This window comes from Pseudoxanthomonas sp. LARHCG66, from assembly GCF_052871755.1.
The window spans coordinates 52,650-71,201 of record NZ_JBIXJW010000003.1 but is presented as its reverse complement, the minus strand read 5'-3'; the positions used below and the strand labels follow the sequence as shown (position 1 = coordinate 71,201).

Here is an 18,552-nt window from a genome sequence, read left to right as displayed (position 1 = left end):
TGGTTCTGGGGGTCGGTGGAGAAGCCGCTGCCCAATCCGCCACGGCCAGATATCCGTGGGATGAACATGACAAGCGCATCGAGTCGGCGCAACAAGTCGCCAGCTTGAAGTCCGACCTCTTCGGCGATCAAGTCAGTCTAGCCAATGGTTCATTGTCGTTCTCGGCAACGGATGTCGCGATTCCGGGCAACAACAGTCTGTCCGTCGCGTTCTCCCGCTCCTACGCGGTGCAGAACCAGTACGGACGCGTAATGGACAAGATGTTGGCCGATTGGGACCTGGAAGTCCCCAGCATCAGTGGCACGTTCGCGCCAAACTGGACGGCAGGCGTGCCGGGTGATCCGGGACGTCGCTGTTCGGCTCCCGCGCATCAAGCAACGCCGAATGCCCCTGTATGGGATATCAATTTGAGCGATTTCTGGCAAGGCAATACGCTCAATATCCCGGGTGGGGCAGGGGGCGAGCTTCTGCAGGTTCTCAGTGGCGCGTATCAACCATCGACGGGCGGCCCGTTCCACTGGATGACGACCGGACAGGCTTACGTGTCCTGCCTGAGCTCCATCAAGAACACGACGGGCGAGGGCTTCCTGGCCATCACGCCGGACGGCACCAAATATTGGTTCGACTGGATGGCGCAGTATCACGAGCCGGACATGAGCAGCGCCAACGGCGGCAGCCAGATCGCTCGTCGCAAGAATGTGCTGTACGCCACGAAGGTGCAGGACCGCTTCGGCAACACGGTCCTGTACCAGTACACCAATGCATGGAATGCGCCCGGTCGGCTGACGAGCATCACGGGCAGCGACGGCCGAGCCCTGAACATCGCCTACAACGCACAAGGGCACGTTTCCACGGTTACGCAAGGCAGTCGCACGTGGACCTACCAGTACGTCGGGACGGGCGCCAATCGAAGCCTGTCGGCTGTGATCCAGCCCGACGCGAGCAGCTGGAGCATCAATTTCGCTGCCTTCACCTCGGCATCGCTGCACTATCCGCCGCCGTCATCGCAGCCATTTCCAGAACCCACGCGGGATTGCTTCTGGCGCTTCAACATGCCGATCGGCCCTACCCTTGTCACGGGAACCATCCAGCATCCTTCAGGAGCGGTGGGGACTTTCGAGCTGGAGTGGCTTCTGCATGGTCGCAGCAACGTACCCGTCAGTTGCCACAATTTCGACTGGGGTGGTTCCTCGGGCACGAACACCAGCGACGATGTCAACGAATGGGCGATTTCCTATGAGTTGTACTCGTTGAAGAAAAAGACCATGTCGGGTCCCGGCATGCCGGTCAGCGAATGGAACTACAGCTACACGCCCAACATCAGCTATGACTTCTATCCGGGGGGCGACATGATGACGCCGTGCCCTGTTGGCAGTACATGTGGTGAGCCGTTGTGTACGTCCGATGCCTGTGCGCGCAGTGCGGAAACCATCGTGCTGGGTCCCGACAATGAGCGGACCAAGTATTACCACGGCAACAGCTTCCGCTACAACGAAGGCAAGCTGTTGCGGATCGAGAGGGGAAGCGTCACAGATCCATTGATGGAAGTGCAAACGTTCACCTACGACCTCAGCATGGCGCCGCAGGTCTATCCGGAGCGCTTCGGCATGAGCCTGCGCCACAACTTCGATGGCTTCACCTCGGAGTATCACAGGCCACGCCAGACCTCGAAGACCAGTCGGGGCGGCATCGACTTCACGAACTCGGTCGCCTTCGATTCGCTTGCCAGGCCGGTGGTGGTTACCCGGACCAACTCCGCCGCAGGAAGTCAGGCCAAGATCGAGACCACGACCTACCACGACAACCAGTCGCTCTGGGTGCTGGGCCAGACACAGAAGCTTGTCGTGAATGGACATGAGGTCTCCGAATCGACGTTCGACACCTTGGCACGACCGTCGATCAGCGAGTCATACGGCAAAATCATGCAGACCTTGACCTACAACACCGACGGCACGGTCGCCACGGTCAAGGACGGCAACAACAACGTCACGACCGCCAGTAACTGGAAGCGCGGCATCCCCCAGACCATCCAGTATCCGGCCACGCCGGAAGCTTCCACCGGCGCGGTGCAATCGGCCGTCGTGGACGACAGCGGATGGATCACGTCGGTGATCGATGAGAATGGCTACAAGACCTGCTACGCGTATGACGCCATGGGGCGCATATCCCAGGTCACCTTTCCATCCGAAACCACGGCAGGGGCCTGCGACGACAGCAAGTGGGCGGTCACCACCCAGGTATTCGAGCCCGTGGCAACGGCCGAGTACGGCATTCCTGCCGGCCACTGGCGACAGACCGTCAGCACCGGCAATGCCCGCAAGATCACCTACTTCGATGCGTTGTGGCGGCCCCAGGTCAAGCGCGAGTACGACGCCGCCAACGAGGTGGGTACCAGGCGCTTCCAGCGATTCGCCTACGACCACGAGGGAAGGACGACGTTCGCGTCCTACCCCGGCACGACGGATGTGCTGAATACCGGCACGTGGACCGACTACGATGCCTTGGGGAGGACGACATCGGTTTCGCAGGACAGCGAGTTGTCGCCCAGCGTGCTGGTCACCCAGACCCAGTACCTCAGCGACGCCAATGGGTTGTACACCCGCGTGACGGATCCGCATCAGCGGCAGACCAGCACGTGGTACCAGATGTTCGATCAGCCAAGCTACGAGCAGGCGACCGTGATCCAGCATCCGGAAAACACACGTACGGAGATCGAGCGTGACGTGTTCGGCAAGCCACTCACGCTGACCCGGCGCAGCAACGACAACATTGCCTGGCAGCGCCGCTACTACGCGTATGACGCGCATCAGCAGCTGTGCAAGAGCAGTGAAAACGAGACCGGTACCAGCGCCTATGGCTACGATGGTGCCGGGAATCTGAGCTGGAGCGCGGCAGGACTGTCATGGTCGCCTTCAGGGCCTTGCGAACACACGAAGGCGGGCGTGATCAGTCGACGGGTCGATCGCATGTATGACGCCCGCAACAGACTCCAGATGATCGTGTTCCCTGATGGCAAGGGTGACCAGTCGTGGAGTTATACGCGTGATGGGCTTCCCGCCAGCATCACGACCTACAACAGTGCGCCATCCGATAACCTGGGCACGCAGGTGGTCAATGCCTACACCTACAACCGCCGTCGCCTGTTGACGGGCGAGTCCGTCGCGCAGCCTGATTACACCTGGAGCATAGGCTATGCGTATGAGACCCATGGACATCTGTCCACCCTGACCTATCCCTCGGGGTTGGTCGTCAATCAGGCTCCCAACGCGCTGGGCCAGCCCACGCAGGCGGGGACATACGCTACTGCGGCAAGCTACTACCCCAACGGCGCCGTCAAGCAGTTCACCTACGGCAACGGCATCGTCCACACGCTCACGCAGAACGCCCGCCAACTGCCGGCGCGCAGCACGGATTCCATTGGCGGGACCAAGCCGTTGGACCTGGGATACGCGTATGACGGCGTCGGCAATGTCAGCGGCATCACCGACCACACTGCGGCGGCCAGGCAAACCCGCAGCATGACTTACGACGGACTGGACCGGTTGACCCAGGCAGTGTCGCCGATGTTCGGCACGGCAAGCTACGGCTACAACGCGCTGGACAATCTGACCTCGGTGGTGGTTACGGGTGGCAACAACACGCGGAATCACCAGTACGTGTACGACACCAGCATGCGACTGGGCAACATCAAGTCCGGTGGCGTGACCGTGGTGGGATTCGGTTACGACGAGCAAGGCAATCTGGCCAACAAGAACGGGCAGTTGTACCAGTTCGACTACGGCAACCGTTTGCGAGAGGCGACCGGCAAGGAAACCTATCGCTACGACGGTCATGGTCGGCGCGTCGAAGCGACGTCGCCCACATTGGGGCGTATCCGCTCCATGTATGGTCAGGAGGGCGCGTTGCGCCGACAGGAGGATGCGCGCACCGGCAAGCACCATGAGTACGTGATGCTGGCGGGAAGCCTGGTGGCGCGGGTCACCACCATCGTGGCGCCGGGTACGCCGAGCCTGTCCGTGCCGACGTACAGCAGCAACGGCAGCTACACGGTTTCGTGGTCGGCCACGGCGACGGCGACCGGCTACGAATTGCAGGAGTCGGTCGGCGGCGGCAGCTGGCAGGCCGCGTACACGGGGAGTGCCGTGCAGCGTGGCTATTCCGGCAAGGGCAGTGGCAGCTATGCCTATCGCGTCCGTGCCTGCCAGGCCAGCACCTGCAGCAACTGGAGCAACACCGGTACGGTGACGGTGGAACTGGCGCCTGCGTCGGCACCCGGCCTGACGGTGCCGGCCACGGCGCTCAACGGCAACTACACCGTGAGCTGGACGTCCATTGCAGGCGCGACGAACTACACGCTGGAACAGAGCGCGAACGGGGGGGGCTGGACGGTCGAGCAGAACACGGGTGCGCTGAGCAAGGCATACAGCGGCAAGACGGCGGGCGCTTACGCGTACCGGGTGAAGGCATGCAATCCCGCGGGATGCGGGCCGGTGTCCGGCACAGGAACCACCCAGTCCGTGCATGCCCCCGCGAGCGCACCCACCCTGACCGCACCCGCCAGCAGCTATTCGGGCAGCTACAGCCTCAGTTGGACGGCGGTGGCGGCGGCAGCAAGCTACAGGCTGGAAGAGCGCCCGTCCGGTGGGGCATGGACGGTGATCCATGATACGTCCGGTACCAGCACGACGGTCAGTGGCCGCGCCAGCGGGAGTCATGAGTACCGGGCAATGGCGTGCAACGCGGCGGGTTGCGGCCCCTATTCGGCAACCAGTGTGGTCGCGGTGACCTTGGCGCCGGGCGCGGCCCCGTCGTTGACGGTGCCTGCCAGCAGCCACACAGGCAGCTACACCGTGTCGTGGAGTGGCGTGACCGGGGCTACGACTTACCAGTTGGAAGAAAGCCTGTCTGGCGCCGCCTGGACGTTGATCCACAATGCGGCGGGCGGCGGCAGCGCCGTGGGTGGGCGACCTGCCGGCACCCATGGTTATCGCGTGCGGGCCTGCAATGCCGCTGGTTGCGGTCCTTACTCCTCAACCGGAAGCGTGCTGGTGACTCTGCCGCCCACGGGCGTGCCCACCTTGACGTTGCCGTCCAGCAGCGAGACGGGGGGGTACGTAATCAATTGGACCACGGTGTCGGCTGCCACGTCGTATCGCCTGCAGGAGCGTCCGGCGGGTGGAGGCTGGACGGAAATCTACAACGAGGCATTCAACCAGACCCAGGTCATCGGCAAGCCCCCGGGGACCTACGAGTACCAGGTGATGGCATGCAACTCGGCGGGTTGCGGTGGGATGTCGGCGGTTAAGTCGATCACGCTGGCGACGCCGCCGGTGCCGCAGGGACTGACCGCATACCAGGACACTCATTCTTGCGAGATCGCGTGGAGTCCGTCGGGCGGCGCCACCAGCTATGAACTGCGCAATACAGGCGGGCTGGTGTACCAGGGTCCCAATACGTGGCTGTCGCGTTATTCGCCGCCCACGTGCGTGTCACCGTACGAGGTCCGCGCCTGCAACGCGCTGGGGTGTTCTGTCTGGTCTCCACCGGCGTATGCGACCGGTGGTGGTGGAGGGCCGATCCAATGAGCCGGTATATGAGAGGAGCGATGGCGGCGCTGCTGTGGCTGGGGATCAGTCTGGCGGCACATGCACAGACGACGGTGGAGTACATCCACACGGATGCCTTGGGTACACCGATCGCGGTGACCGATGCCAACAAGGTGGTCATCGAGACCACCGAGTACGAGCCCTATGGGGCGCAGGTGGCGGGACCGGTGAAGGATGGGCCGGGTTACACCGGGCATGTGCAGGATGCGGCCACCGGGCTGACGTATATGCAGCAGCGGTACTACGACCCCACCATCGGAAGGTTCCTCAGCGTTGATCCGGTGACAGCTGATGGCAGTAGTGGTGGCAACTTCAATCGCTATTGGTATGCCAACAACAATCCGTACAAGTTCACCGACCCGGATGGACGGTTCCCGCGGATTGGTGATTCGTGCAACCTCGATTGGTGCCGACAGCAGTCAGGAGGGAGATTCGGCGACGTTGGGTTTGGCGGGAAAAGTACAACAGCAGGGTTGTTTAGGCGGCACAAGACGCCAGAGAGTCAAGAACGCCTCATTAAGAGCGTCGGGGGCGACACCGAAACACTGAAGCTTGCGCAGGAAACACATAAGAGCTTCGTTCATGCACTCATCTCTTTTGTCGCCGGCGGAGGGGTGCTTGGCGGTGCAAGAAATGCAGAGACGACGGTTATCGGTCGTGTCAAGGACCTGCAAAGACTTGGTTCTGGCGAAAGATCGCTGCTCTCCCGTTTGCCAAATCTTGGAAACCCTAGAGCGAATTGGCGGCAAAATGCGGGTGTTTTGCGTGAAGAGATGCGCCTTGGGAGGCCTATTCGCGATGCGTCACCTGGCGATACAGCGGGTCAGTTCCTTAACGCCGAGCGCAACTTGCTGAGGGATCGGGGCTGGACGTTCGATTCGCAGACCAACTTCTGGATGCCACCAACGCCATGACGAGAGACGCCATGAATATGCCAGACCGTTCGCAGTTGCACTTTACGACAAAGGTTCGTAAGGCGTTCTCATTCCTTGCTAACGAGGGTTTTACGGAAGTCGAGGCGCTGCCGACGCTGGTGCGGTATCAAAAAGGCGGCGTTGAAGTTGATGTCTATCATGGGCGGCAGTCGTATGAAATTGGAGCTGGAATTTCCATCTCAGGAACCCGTTATGCGATGTCAGAAGTCGTGCGTGCGGGAGATCCAGAGGTAGCGAAGACCTATCGCAATATGGTGGCAACAACGCACGAGGGTATTGTTGCTGGCCTGGAAGAACTGAGTGCATTGATGCAGCGCTACGGTGCAACGGCATTGCGAGGCGACTCACGATACTTCTCCATGCTCGAAGGGCAGCGAAAGCAGTGGGCGAAGGAATATGCTCTCGACGTTATCGAGAGCCAGCTGCGGCCGCAGGCTGAAGAGGCGTTCCGTAGAAGGGACTACTCGAAGGTGGTCGAGTTGTATGGTCGGATTAAGGAGCGTCTTAGCCCTGTTGAGGTTAAGAGGCTAGCTCTTGCCGAGAAACGAACAAGCCGGGGAAGAGGTAATTGTACAAGTTGAGTAATTACCCGACACTGGGCCGACGGTAGCGGCAGTCAGGCGACGAGTCTCTCAGCTTCGATTTCGGTTTTCTCTTGGGTATCGGGCGCGACGGGCGGCAGGTACACACGGCTACCGGGTGAGGGGGTGCAATGTGGCCGGCTGCGGTCCTTATTCCGCCACCGGAAGCGTGCTGGTGACCCTGCCGCCAACGGGCGTGCCCACCTTGACGTTGCCGTCCAGCAGCGAGACGGGGGGATACGTTATCAACTGGACCACTGTGCCGGTTGCCACGTCCTACCGTCTGCAGGAGCGTCCGGCGGGCGGGAGCTGGACGGAAATCTACAACGCGGCGTTCAACCAGACGCAGGTCACGGGCAAGCCTCCGGGGACCTACGAGTACCAGGTGATGGCATGCAACTCGGCGGGTTGCGGTGGAATGTCGGCGGTCAAGTCGATCACGCTGTCGACACCGCCGGTGCCGCAGGGACTGACCGCGTACCAGGACAGTCATTCGTGCGAGATCGCGTGGAGTCCGTCGGGCGGTGCCACCAGCTATGAACTGCGCAATACAGGCGGCTTGGTATACCAGGGTCCCAATACGTGGCTGTCGCGTTACTCGCCGCCCACGTGCGTGTCGCCGTACGAGGTCCGCGCTTGCAACGCGCTGGGGTGTTCTGTCTGGTCTCCACCGGCCTATGCGACCGGTGGTGGTGGAGGGCCGATCCAATGAGCCGGTATATGAGAAGGGTAATGGTGGCGCTGCTGTGGCTGGGGATCAGTCTGGCGGCGCATGCGCAGACGACGGTGGAGTACATCCACACGGATGCCTTGGGTACGCCCATCGCGGTGACCGATGCCAACAAGGTGGTCATCGAGACCACGGAGTACGAGCCCTATGGGGCGCAGGTGGCGGGACCGGTGAAGGACGGGCCGGGTTACACCGGGCATGTGCAGGATATGGCCACCGGGCTGACGTATATGCAGCAGCGGTACTACGACCCCGATGTTGGGAGGATGCTCAGCGTGGATCCGGTGACGGCCCATCAGCAGCCGCTTGCGAACTTCTGCCGCTATTGTTACGCGAGGAACAACCCTTACACATTTGCTGACCCTGACGGTAAGGATGCGATTTACTTCCAGGACGTGCGCGTGCTGGTCATTCCCGTGTATTTTTCGGGGACAGGCGCCACAGGCGATAACATTTCAGCGATCAGTAACCTGATGAAGGCTGTTCAATCTGATTGGGGTGGGATGAAAGTCAGGCTGCAGGTTCTCCAATCACCTGGCGGCTTCGGAACGAACCGTATGAGCTTGGCGCCGGTTGACGATTTTAGGAACTATCCGAAAGCTGGAGAGGGCGCGAATGATTTTGGCGGAAATCGCGCGCACATCAATACATCGAAATCAGGATGGGTTGGAGCTGCAGTCCATGACCTGCTTCACTTGGCAGGGGCCCAAGAAGGGTACGAGGACGAAGGATGGCGAGGAGGAAGGACCTCGGCTCCCAAGCCTGGTTACACGAACGATCACATAATGGCGGATCGAAGTGGCACCAGGCTTTCTGGGGGGGATGTTGACAACATCATCAGAAACGATACGACGATAAAAACGAATTTGAGTGAATTTCGAGGTGTATTCAGGGTGGAAAGCCGGCTTGACTCAAAGAAGTTGGATAAGGAGCTGTCGAAATGACGAACTCTCGGTGCTTGCATGTTCCTGTTGGTCAGCTTCGACTGGTGTGCGTCGTATTGGCGTTCGTGATCGCTGGGTGCAGTGAACGAACGACTTGTGGAGTGCAGCTGAAAAATGAAGCGGCAGGAATTGGGTCAATGCAGAAATTGGTTGTCAGGCTAGAGGGGCATCTTTCAAAGCACTCGCATGTCGATCTCCTTGATCCTCCGGAGCATGGCCCGGTAACTTTGAGGTTAGTGAGTGCCCAGTTGGATCGTTTGCCTGATGGAGAGCAGTCTTCGGTTGGGCGGTTTCGCTATGAAGTCGACGCGAGCGGAAACTCCATCATGGACGAGTGCGAGGGCACGTTGAAGGATTGTACAGAAGAGATTGCAAATGTGGTTTTGAAGTCTTGTCCAGCAACGTAAATGCCCACCCTTGTAAGGCGGGTTAGAAGCCGATCTGAGAATCCCCTGATAAGTCGGGCACTAGCGCATTGACCTGCGCCGAACACAGGCGGGCTGGTGTACCAGGGTCCCAATACGTGGCTGTCGCGTTACTCGCCGCCCACGTGCGTGTCCCCGTACGAGGTCCGCGCCTGCAACGCGCTGGGGTGTTCTGTCTGGTCTCCGCCGGCGTATGCGACCGGTGGTGGCGGTGGAGGGCCAATCGAATGAGCCGGTATATGAGAGGGATGATGGCGGCGCTGCTGTGGCTGGGGATCAGCCTGGCGGCGCATGCGCAGACGACGGTGGAGTACATCCACACGGATGCATTGGGTACGCCCATCGCGGTGACCGATGCCAACAAGGTGGTCATCGAGACCACGGAGTACGAGCCCTATGGGGCGCAGGTGGCGGGACCGGTGAAGGATGGGCCGGGGTTCACGGGGCATGTGCAGGATGCGGCCACCGGGCTGACGTATATGCAGCAGCGCTATTACGATCCTCAAGTCGGTGCATTCTTAAGCGTCGATCCCGTGAGTATGTATACAACTGGAGATAGTCGGCAGTTCAATGCGTACGCATATGCGTTCAATAATCCGTATAGATTCAATGATCCCGACGGACGACAAAGCTCCATCGTTCGGGAGCTCGGCAGAATCATTCCAATAGTTACGTCCGCGAAGAATGAGCAGGAGCAAGGGATCGTCGATCCCGGTCCCTCTGGGACCGATTCAGATGGAAACGGGCGCCCCGACAATGCGAGACCGGCCAGACCGACTAGTCGGGATAGCGTAAGACGAGGTCGCGATGGGCAGCCCATCACATCAACGAGTTCCGCCCCTCCCCCAGAAGGAGGAGACGGCAATGATGACGATGATCCTTCGTTAACGCACAATCCAAAACATCATCAGAACTCACAGAGTCCTGAACCCAAGAATGTCCGTGAGCTATATCGCCAGTCGATCCTGGATCGCAATGGCGTACGTTGGGCGCGCGATGAGAACGGCACCATTCACAGGTTCTCTCGTCCAAGCAATGGCGAGACGCACTGGAATGGTTCAACGGGTGGCGACAAACCTATTCAAATGAGAAACATCCCCAATGAAGTCCTCAAGCAGCTCAAATAGCCCAACAGAAGAAAGCACCCTGATTGAAGAGGAGAGAGGCTTGTCGATCGCGTTCTTCATGTCCAAAGCTTTTCCAGAGGCCGGCACGTTCGGTTTGGGCTCATTTCAGGTCGCAGTGAATGGCCTCTGGTTTGGAGTCAAGGGCGAGGACGCAACGCTTCTGGCATGTTCGAGAGATGAGATGGAACGCAGGGTGCGATCACGTGGATCACACACCGCAGAGTACGCGGAGTCCTCCGCCGAGGACGTAGCGAAGGCGTACCTGTTGGCAGTTTTCGGCTCCGAAAGTGTCCTTCCACTGCAGAAGATGGAGCGGGAGGCTTTTCTGGATAGTCTTTTCAAGAAGAGCATACCTTGGGCTCCTGACGGTGATGAGGCATTCGACGATGGAAGCGTCATCCTGCAGTTCGATATTGGTGAGTGCGTTCGGTTGATAGCGTTCCGTCATGGTGATGGAGGGCTATTCGATCTATCTGATGTCACTCTATCGTCAGCGGGATACTATGCCTGCCTTCAAAGAGCATGCGACGAAATGCTGAGTTGGCGAACTCGTTTGCTGCAAAAGCAGGGCAATAGGTTAGGGTGAGCTTGCGAATTCAATCGTCTGAAATTTTGAGAAGGGTGCTTCGCCTAACCCATCCTGTGAGCTGCGCCCGACCAAAACGAAAAAACCCCGGAAGCCCGGGGTTTGATCTTGGTGCCGAAGGTGGGACTCGAACCCACACGCTTTTAAGGGCGGCGGATTTTGAGTCCGCTGCGTCTACCATTCCGCCACTTCGGCGCGGACGCGAAGTATAGCCGAGCCCAGCCCCCCACCGACAGGGGCAGGGTCCCGCAGCGCCTCAGTTGACCTGGTCCGTCCCCAGCAACCGCTCACCCCGGCGCTGCCAGCCGTCGGTGCCGGCCTCTTCCTCCGGTGTGAAGATCCCGCAGCGGACCATCGTGCGCTGGTACACGTGCAGGCTGACCGCGATCGCCTTGTCGCTCGGATTGCGGATGGTGTGGTACTCGTGCGGCGGGATCAGGCTGCCCGCCGAGCCCGTACCGGCCTCGATGGTGCCCGCCGGCACGAAGCGATAGCGCACATCGTCGTGCTCCGCCAGCTCGTACTGCGTGATCTCCAGCCGCCCGCGCCACACGCCCTCCACGCACCACATACCCGAATGATCATGGATCTTCGTGCCCTGGCCCGGGCCCCACGTCATAGCGATCACGCTGTAACCATGCTCAGGGCTGGTGTACAGCTCGCGGCGCGCGTAATGGTCGGAGATCGGCTCCAGCACGCAGGACGGCAGATGCACGTCCTCGTCGCAGATCAGTTCGCACAGCGACTTGCGCAGCGCATCGGTGACGGCACGGTCGTCGCCGAGGGCGACGGCGGCGTCCAGCGACGCGATCAGCTTGTCGGCGCCGGGGAAATCGAGGGTCATGGGGCGAGCCCGGTGGAAGTGTGGGCCCATTTTAGCCGCGCGGGGCTGGGAGGGTGTCGTGCGGTGCGGGATGGGTTGGACGTTCCCCCTCACCCCGCCCAGCGGGGAGAGGGTGCCCAGCGGGCGGGTGAGGGGCGAACGGAGACCGGACAGGTGTGCGCTCGGGTGTTTGCCGCGCACGCCCCTCATCCGCCTTCGGCACCTTCTCCCCGCCTTGCGGGGAGAAGGGAACAGCGGGTGCTCAGACCCCCGCCAGAAACCCTGCCACTGCGGGTCCGAACCGCTCGAAATCCACCAGGAAGGCATCATGCCCCTGCGGCGATTCCAGCGGCAGGAACTCCGCCTGCGCCCCACCGGCCGCCAGCCCCTCGGCGATCTGCTGCTGCTGTTGCAGCGGGAACAGGATGTCGGTGGCCGCCCCGATCGCCAGCGCACGCTGCACGCGGATCCTGGCCAGCCCCTTCATCACGTCGCCATCGGCGCGGTCCTCACCGGCGTATTCCGCCAGGTCGAACCAGTCCATCGACCGGCTGAGATAGAGATAGCAGTTGGGATCGAAGCGGCGCACGAAGCGGCGCGCATGTCCTTCCAGGTAACTCTCCACCTGGAACTCGAGCCCGAACGGCTCCTCGTCCGGACGGTCCGATTCGAGTCGCACGCGACCGAAGCGACCATCCCACTCCAGCGCCGAACGGTAGGTGATCACGCCCAGCTTGCGCGCCATCCGCATGCCGGATTCCGGATAGGTCTCGTCGTCGTACTGGCCTTGGTTCCACTGCGGATCCAGCCGGATCGCCTCGCGCTGCAGCGAACGGATGGCGATGGAGAACGGCAGCGCCTGCGCACTGCCCGAGATGTTGATGTGCGTGCGCGCCGCGCCCGGGTGCAGCAGCAGGTAGGCCAGTGCCGTCATCCCGCCCATCGAGTTGCCGATGATGCAGGCCAACTGCTCGATGCCCAGCCCGCGCACCACGTCGAAGGCCGCATTGGCGCCGTCTTCCACCGACAGCTCGGGGAAGTCGAGGCGGTAGAGGCCGCCTGTATCCGGATTCACCGAGGCCGGGCCCGTCGAGCCCTTGCAGCTGCCGAGCGAGTTCACGCAGACCACGAACCAGCGGTCGGTGTCGATCGGCTTGCCGGGGCCGAGCATCCCCTCCCACCAGCCCTCAGCCTCGTTGCCCGGATTGCGCGCCGCATGCGCGTCCGGCGACAGCCCGGTGACGATCAGCACCGCGTTGTCGCGGCGCTCGTTCAAGGTGCCCCAGGTTTCATACGCCATCCGCGCCCCGTGCAGCGCACCGCCGCGCTTCATGCGGAACGGCGAGGGCAGGGGATGGAAGCGCGTGCCGGGGGGGATGAATTCGGTCATGGGTGAAGTGTAGCGATCCGGGCGACGCTATTCGCCCTGCCAGCGCATCCCGGCACGCAAGGGCAGGTGGTCAGAACCGATATAGGGGCCGCGTTCCGCCCAGGTGCGTGCGAACTCTGGTGAGACCAGGACATGGTCGATACCGATGCCGAACATGCCGCCGCCCTCGCTGGGATAGGTGGGTGTCCAGCCGGTAGCGCGTCGCAGCGAGCGCATGTCGCTGCCCAGCAGTGCGCTGGACCATGGCGTGGCATTGAGGTCGCCGGCGACGATTGTCGGCCGCGTGGCGGCAGTCGTGGCGAGTTCCCGCAGCAACTGATCACGCGCGTGGTACTTGCGCGTGGCCATGGGTGGCTTGGGATGCGCGGCGATAAAGTGGACGGTGCGGCCGCCGATATCGAGATCGGCCTCCATTCGCAGCGCACCCAGTCCGTCGGGCAGCACGCGCACGTTGCGGAGAGGACGGTCGGACAACACCCCAAGGCCCGGCGGCGACGCGAGCGGATGCAGCGCTTGGTGGGCGAATCCGCCGTATTTCCGGTCTTCCAGCGCCTCAGCGTAGTGGGGCGACAACTCGGTCAGCACCACGAGATTGGCCGGTTTCTGTCGCAGCCAGGCGAGCAGCGCGCCGGGATCGCGCTGATGGATGTTGACGTTGGCGACCGCGACCAGGAGATGTGGAGGCTCGTCCGAGTGCGGCGCGACGGGACTTGCGGTAAGCCATGGCATGGCAAGCAGTGGCAGGCCGAGGAGCCAGCGCCTGTCGCGTAGGGCGCCGAGCAGGCAGGCGATCAGCCAGGCTGCGCCATAGAGCGGCTGCCAGTGCGCGAACAGGTCCAGCGCCCAGCCAATGGATCCTTGGCCCGGCATCCATGCGCGTTGCAGCGGGAGCAGCAGTCCGAGCAGCGCAGGTGCGGAGAGCCAGAGAGCTGGCCGTGACACGACGCGTGCGCGCTTCATGCAGTGAGCGGGAGATGGATCATCGCCAGAGTGTAGGGAAGGCGGTTTATCGATGCCATGTCATGCAGGTGCAGGCAGGGCACGGATACGTCGCAACGCAGCATCCGTATCCCTCGCCCTGCGCAGCGGGGAGAGGGTGCCCAACGGGCGGGTGAGGGGCGAACGGAGTGGGATGCCGGCGTTACGATCAGCGGTCAACGTGCCTCAATAACGCGAGGCGGAGGGTTCGCGCGAAGAGCGCCCCTCATCCGCCTTCGGCACCTTCTCCCCGCTTCGCAGGGAGAAGGTGAGGCGGCAGCGCGGTATGGCGTGGCCTTACGGCACCACGCGATCAATCGTCAGCGTGTAGCTGTTGCCGGCCTTGACGTCGGCAGTGACGGCAGCGGCTTCCAGATCGCCGGTCTGGGCGGCGGGGCCGCTGCCCTTTGCGATGCGGGCGACCAGGTGCACCTGCGGCAGCTGCGACAGCTTGAGCGTGGGCATGGGGCTGTCGCCGTCGCCGAGCGGCACGGTCACCGGGAAGGTATCCACCGGCAGGCGCCTGGCGGCGACCGGCATCGGCGGGCCGCCCATCTGGCGGGCGAACACGAACAGCGTGTCGCCCGGCGCCAGCTTGTCCTTCAGTGCCGGGGCCAGCTCAACGGTGACGGTGAGCAATGCAGGTGCCGCGTCGGCGACAGGCGCAGTGTCGGCAAGCGGCGGCAGGCCGGCGTCGGCACGGGCTTCGTTGATCTGCGTGCGCAGGGTGGCGGCCGTGTTGGGGTCGACCTTGGCCAGCAGGGGTTCCCAGGTCTTCGCCGCCTCGGCGTGCTTGCCTTCCTGTCGCTGCGCGAGGCCGAGGAACCACAGCGCGCGCTGGTGATCGGGATTGATGGCGATGGCCTTGTCCAGCAGTGCCATCGACTGCGCGTCGAGCTTGCGTTCGGCATTGTTGAACAGGCGCGACTGCGCGGTTTCGACCAGCAGGTCGGCGTCGGTGGGCAGCAGCTGCACGGCACGCTCGAAGGCTTTCTGCGCGTCGTCGTAACGTTGCAGCGCCGCGTAGGACTTGCCCAGCAGGCGCCAGCCTTCCGGTTCATTGGGCTGCTTCGCGAGCTCGGCTTCGAGCTGGGTCACGGCATCGTCCAGCGTCGTGGGCATCGTGGCGGTGGCCTGCGGCGACAGCGCGGCAGGCGTGCCCACCACGCGGTACAGCGCGAACGTGGCGATGCCGAGCGCGGCGACGCCACCCAGCACCAGCCCGCGTGCATCGCGCCACAGCGGCCACAGCACCGCCAGCAGCACGGCGGCGGAAAGCACGATGGAGAGGATCACGAAGGTGGTCATCACCACTCCTGGTTGTCGTCGTCGGTGGTCGGCGCGGGTTGCTTCGCGCGCTTGGCGACGATCCGGCCGACCCACACGCCGCCGGCCAGCAACAGCAGCAGCGGCCCGAACCACAGCACGTAGGTGCCCGGTGCCATCTCCGGCTTGTACAGCACGAACTCGCCGTAGCGATCGACCAGGAACTGCTTCACCTGCGCGTCGTCCTTGCCCTGGCGCATCAGGTCGAGCACCTCACGCCGCAGGTCGTGCGCGATCTGTGCGTTGGAATCGGCCAGCGACTGGTTCTGGCACATCACGCAGCGCAGTTCGGCGGTCAGCGTGTGGAAGCGGGCTTCCTCGGCGGTATCCCGGAACTGCAGCGGCGTGGGGTCGCTGGCCTGGGCGAAGGAGGGCGCGGCGACGGCGACCAGCAGGGCCAGCAGCAAAGCGCGCAGCAGGAGCATCGGAGACGCGTTCATCGGCCGGCTTCGATTTTTTCCAGCGCGGGGATCAACTGGTGGTCAATGATGGCCTGGTCGATGGCGCCGACGTGCTTCCAGCGGATCACGCCGTTGCCGTCGACGAGGAAGGTTTCCGGCGCGCCGTAGATGCCCCAGTCGATCGCCGCGCGGCCTTCGATGTCGGCGATGACCATCATGTACGGATTGCCGAACTGCTCCAGCCAGCGCAGCGCATCCTGGCGCTCGTCCTTGAGGTTGTAGCCGATGAAGCGCACGCGCTTGGTCAGCGCGAACTTCGTCAGGATGGGATGCTCCACGCGGCATTCCGGGCACCAGCTGCCCCATACGTTCATCACGTAGGGCTGGCCCTTGAGGTCGGCGTTGGTCACGCGCTTGCCGGGCTCGTGCAGCAGTGGCAGGTCGAAGGCCGGTGACGGCTTGCCGATCAGAGGCGAGGGCAGGGCATCGCGGCCGGCACGGTCGGACTGCTTCACGCCGTAGTACAGCAGGCCCATCAGGCCGATGAAGAACAGGCCGATGATGATCAGCGCGAAGGTCATCGCGCCACGCGAGCGCGGCGGCGATGGCGGGAGTTCGGACGCGTTGCTCATGCGGGATTGGCCTCGGGCTTGCGGTGGTTGCGGAACCGGCGGTCGGCGGCGGTGACGAAGCCGCCCAGCGCCATCAGGGCGGCGCCCAGCCAGATCCAGCGGACGAAGGGCTTGATGTGCACGCGCAGCGCCCAGGCGCCGTCGCCGAGCGGTTCGCCGATGGCGACGTAGACATCGCCGAGCACGCCGGGCCGGATGCCGGCCTCGGTCATCACCTGGCCACCGCTGGCGTATGCGCGCTTCTCCGGATGCAGCAACGTCACCGGCTTGCCATCGCGCAGTACCTGCACGTGACCCCGGTCAGAGAGGTAGTTCGGTCCCTGGGTTTCATCGACGCCCTGGAAGTGGAAGCCCCAGCGGCCGACCTCGACCGTCTGGCCGGGCTTCACCGCCAGTTCGCGCTGCACGTTGAGCGCTTCCACCAGCAGCGCGCCGACCAGGAACACGGCGATGCCGGTGTGCGCCAGCGTCATGCCCAGCATCTCAGGAGTGAAACGGCCGTTCGCGCGCAGGCGCGACCACACGAAGCGCAGCGTGCCCAGGCCAACCCACGCCGCACCGAGGATGCCGGCGGCGGCTTTCAGCTTGCCTTGGGGCGCCACGAACCAGGCGATGACGGCCAGTGCGATCGCCAGCCCGGCCCACGGCAGCAGCATGGCGAGCGGCTTGCGCAGGTTCTCGCGCTGCCACTTGGTGATCGGCCCGAACGGCACCAGTGCCACCAGCGGCGCCATCAGCACGATGAAGAGCAGGCTGAAGTACGGCGGGCCGACCGAGATCTTGCCCAGTTCCAGCGCGTCGGCGATCAGCGGGTACAGCGTGCCCAGCAGCACCATCGCGCAGGCGGCGGCGAGCAGCAGGTTGTTGGCCAGCAGCAGCGTCTCGCGCGAGCTGGCGGCGAAGTACGACTTCTCCGATTCGCCCTCGGACAGCTGCGGTGCGCGCCAGGCGTACAGCAGCAGCGAACTGCCGATCACCACGCCCAGGAAGATCAGCACGAACAGGCCACGGGTGGGATCGGCGGCGAAGGCGTGCACGCTGGTCAGCACACCGGAGCGCACCAGGAACGTGCCCAGCAGCGACAGCGAGAACGCGGCGATGGCGAGCAGCAGCGTCCAGCCACGGAACGCACCGCGCTTCTCGGTGGCCGCTTGCGAATGGATCAGTGCCGCGCCCACCAGCCAGGGCATGAAGCTGGCGTTCTCGACCGGATCCCAGAACCACCAGCCGCCCCAGCCCAGTTCGTAGTACGCCCACCAGCTGCCCAGCGCGATGCCGAGGGTGAGGAAACCCCAGGCGACGTTCGTCCACGGCCGCGTCCAGCGCAGCCAACGTGCGTCCACGTGGCCGTCGAGCAGCGCGGCGATGGCGAACGCGAACGGCACCACGAACCCGACGTAGCCCACGTACAGCAGCGGCGGATGGATGATCATCCCCGGGTCCTGCAGCAGCGGGTTGAGGTCGCGGCCTTCGCCGGGCGACGGCAGCAGGCGGATGAAGGGGTTGGAGGTGAAGATCAGGAAGGCGAGGAAGCCGATGGCGACCACGCCCATCACGCCGAGCACGCGCGCCATCACCACGTCCGGAAGACCGCGCGAGAACAGCGCCACGGCGCCGGTCCAGATCGCCAGCACCAGCGCCCACAACAGCAGCGAGCCTTCGTGCGAGCCCCACACTGCGGTGTAGCGATAGACCATCGGCAGCAGCGAGTTGGAGTTGCCCGCCACGTACTTGACCGAGAAGTCCTGCTGCACGAAGGCCACCGTCAGCGCGATGAAGGCCAGCATCACCAGCCACAGCTGTGCGTAGGCCGCCGGGCGTGCGACTTCCATCCATGACGCCTTGCCGCGCTGCGCGCCGGCCAGTGGCAGCACTGCCTGCAGCATCGCCACCAGCAGCGCCAGGATCAGCGCGATTTGTCCGAGTTCAGGCAGCATCAGTCATCCATTCCCTCGCCCTGCTGGCGGGGGTGAGAACGATCTGCTTGCGCGGCATGCCGCGCAGATCGTTTGAACGCCGGGCGCGCTGCGCCCGGCCGGGGTGGGTGCCGAAGGCGGGTGAGGGACCA

At 63.3% G+C, this 18,552-nt stretch carries 14 protein-coding genes and 1 tRNA gene; 7 read left to right on the top strand and 8 right to left on the bottom strand.

Translation table 11 applies throughout. From position 1 onward, the window contains the following. The first annotated feature begins 104 nt into the window (after positions 1-104). From ACIPRS_RS10410 to ACIPRS_RS10380, 7 genes are all read left to right on the top strand, one after another. Positions 105-5,585, top strand: a complete 5,481-nt coding sequence (locus ACIPRS_RS10410; RefSeq protein WP_446538505.1) for an RHS repeat protein — start codon at positions 105-107, stop codon at positions 5,583-5,585. Between the two features lie 20 nt (positions 5,586-5,605). Beyond that, positions 5,606-6,520 (top strand): RHS repeat-associated core domain-containing protein, encoded by a 915-nt coding sequence (locus ACIPRS_RS10405; protein WP_446538504.1) that lies wholly within the window; start codon positions 5,606-5,608, stop codon positions 6,518-6,520. 11 nt (positions 6,521-6,531) lie between these two features. After that, positions 6,532-7,122: a hypothetical protein gene (locus ACIPRS_RS10400; RefSeq protein ID WP_446538503.1), complete on the top strand. Its 591-nt coding sequence runs from the start codon at positions 6,532-6,534 to the stop codon at positions 7,120-7,122. Positions 7,123-7,297: 175 nt separating this feature from the next. Beyond that, positions 7,298-7,834 (top strand): hypothetical protein, encoded by a 537-nt coding sequence (locus tag ACIPRS_RS10395; protein WP_446538502.1) that lies wholly within the window; start codon positions 7,298-7,300, stop codon positions 7,832-7,834. A 20-nt stretch (positions 7,835-7,854) separates the two neighbouring features. Then, entirely contained in the window at positions 7,855-8,796 is a 942-nt protein-coding gene (locus ACIPRS_RS10390) for an RHS repeat-associated core domain-containing protein (RefSeq protein ID WP_446538501.1), read from the top strand. 676 nt (positions 8,797-9,472) lie between these two features. Beyond that, positions 9,473-10,348 (top strand): RHS repeat-associated core domain-containing protein, encoded by an 876-nt coding sequence (locus ACIPRS_RS10385; protein ID WP_446538500.1) that lies wholly within the window; start codon positions 9,473-9,475, stop codon positions 10,346-10,348. A gap of 40 nt (positions 10,349-10,388) precedes the next feature. Further along, positions 10,389-10,934 (top strand): hypothetical protein, encoded by a 546-nt coding sequence (locus ACIPRS_RS10380; protein WP_446538499.1) that lies wholly within the window; start codon positions 10,389-10,391, stop codon positions 10,932-10,934. 109 nt (positions 10,935-11,043) lie between these two features. Here ACIPRS_RS10380 and ACIPRS_RS10375 read toward each other — a convergent pair. The 8 genes from ACIPRS_RS10375 to ACIPRS_RS10340 form a co-directional block, all read right to left on the bottom strand. Next, positions 11,044-11,129 (bottom strand) — tRNA-Leu (locus ACIPRS_RS10375). A gap of 61 nt (positions 11,130-11,190) precedes the next feature. Continuing rightward, on the bottom strand, positions 11,191-11,778 hold the full coding sequence (locus tag ACIPRS_RS10370; protein ID WP_192201358.1) for a cysteine dioxygenase family protein: 588 nt from the start codon (positions 11,776-11,778) through the stop codon (positions 11,191-11,193). 241 nt (positions 11,779-12,019) lie between these two features. Beyond that, entirely contained in the window at positions 12,020-13,147 is a 1,128-nt protein-coding gene (gene metX, locus ACIPRS_RS10365; RefSeq protein ID WP_446538498.1) for a homoserine O-acetyltransferase MetX, read from the bottom strand. Between the two features lie 27 nt (positions 13,148-13,174). Further along, positions 13,175-14,107, bottom strand: coding sequence for an endonuclease/exonuclease/phosphatase family protein (locus tag ACIPRS_RS10360; RefSeq protein ID WP_446538497.1), 933 nt, complete (start codon positions 14,105-14,107; stop codon positions 13,175-13,177). A gap of 315 nt (positions 14,108-14,422) precedes the next feature. Then, on the bottom strand, positions 14,423-15,433 hold the full coding sequence (locus tag ACIPRS_RS10355; protein WP_446538496.1) for a tetratricopeptide repeat protein: 1,011 nt from the start codon (positions 15,431-15,433) through the stop codon (positions 14,423-14,425). After that, on the bottom strand, positions 15,433-15,870 hold the full coding sequence (locus tag ACIPRS_RS10350) for a cytochrome c-type biogenesis protein (RefSeq protein WP_337731885.1): 438 nt from the start codon (positions 15,868-15,870) through the stop codon (positions 15,433-15,435). The genes ACIPRS_RS10355 and ACIPRS_RS10350 overlap by 1 nt, the downstream gene beginning before the upstream one ends. Positions 15,871-15,887: 17 nt before the next feature. Beyond that, the gene (locus tag ACIPRS_RS10345; protein ID WP_446538495.1) at positions 15,888-16,484 is read right to left on the bottom strand and encodes a DsbE family thiol:disulfide interchange protein; all 597 of its coding nucleotides are present in this window, start codon (positions 16,482-16,484) and stop codon (positions 15,888-15,890) included. Continuing rightward, entirely contained in the window at positions 16,481-18,421 is a 1,941-nt protein-coding gene (locus tag ACIPRS_RS10340) for a heme lyase CcmF/NrfE family subunit (RefSeq protein WP_446538494.1), read from the bottom strand. The genes ACIPRS_RS10345 and ACIPRS_RS10340 overlap by 4 nt, the downstream gene beginning before the upstream one ends. Positions 18,422-18,552: the final 131 nt, after the last annotated feature.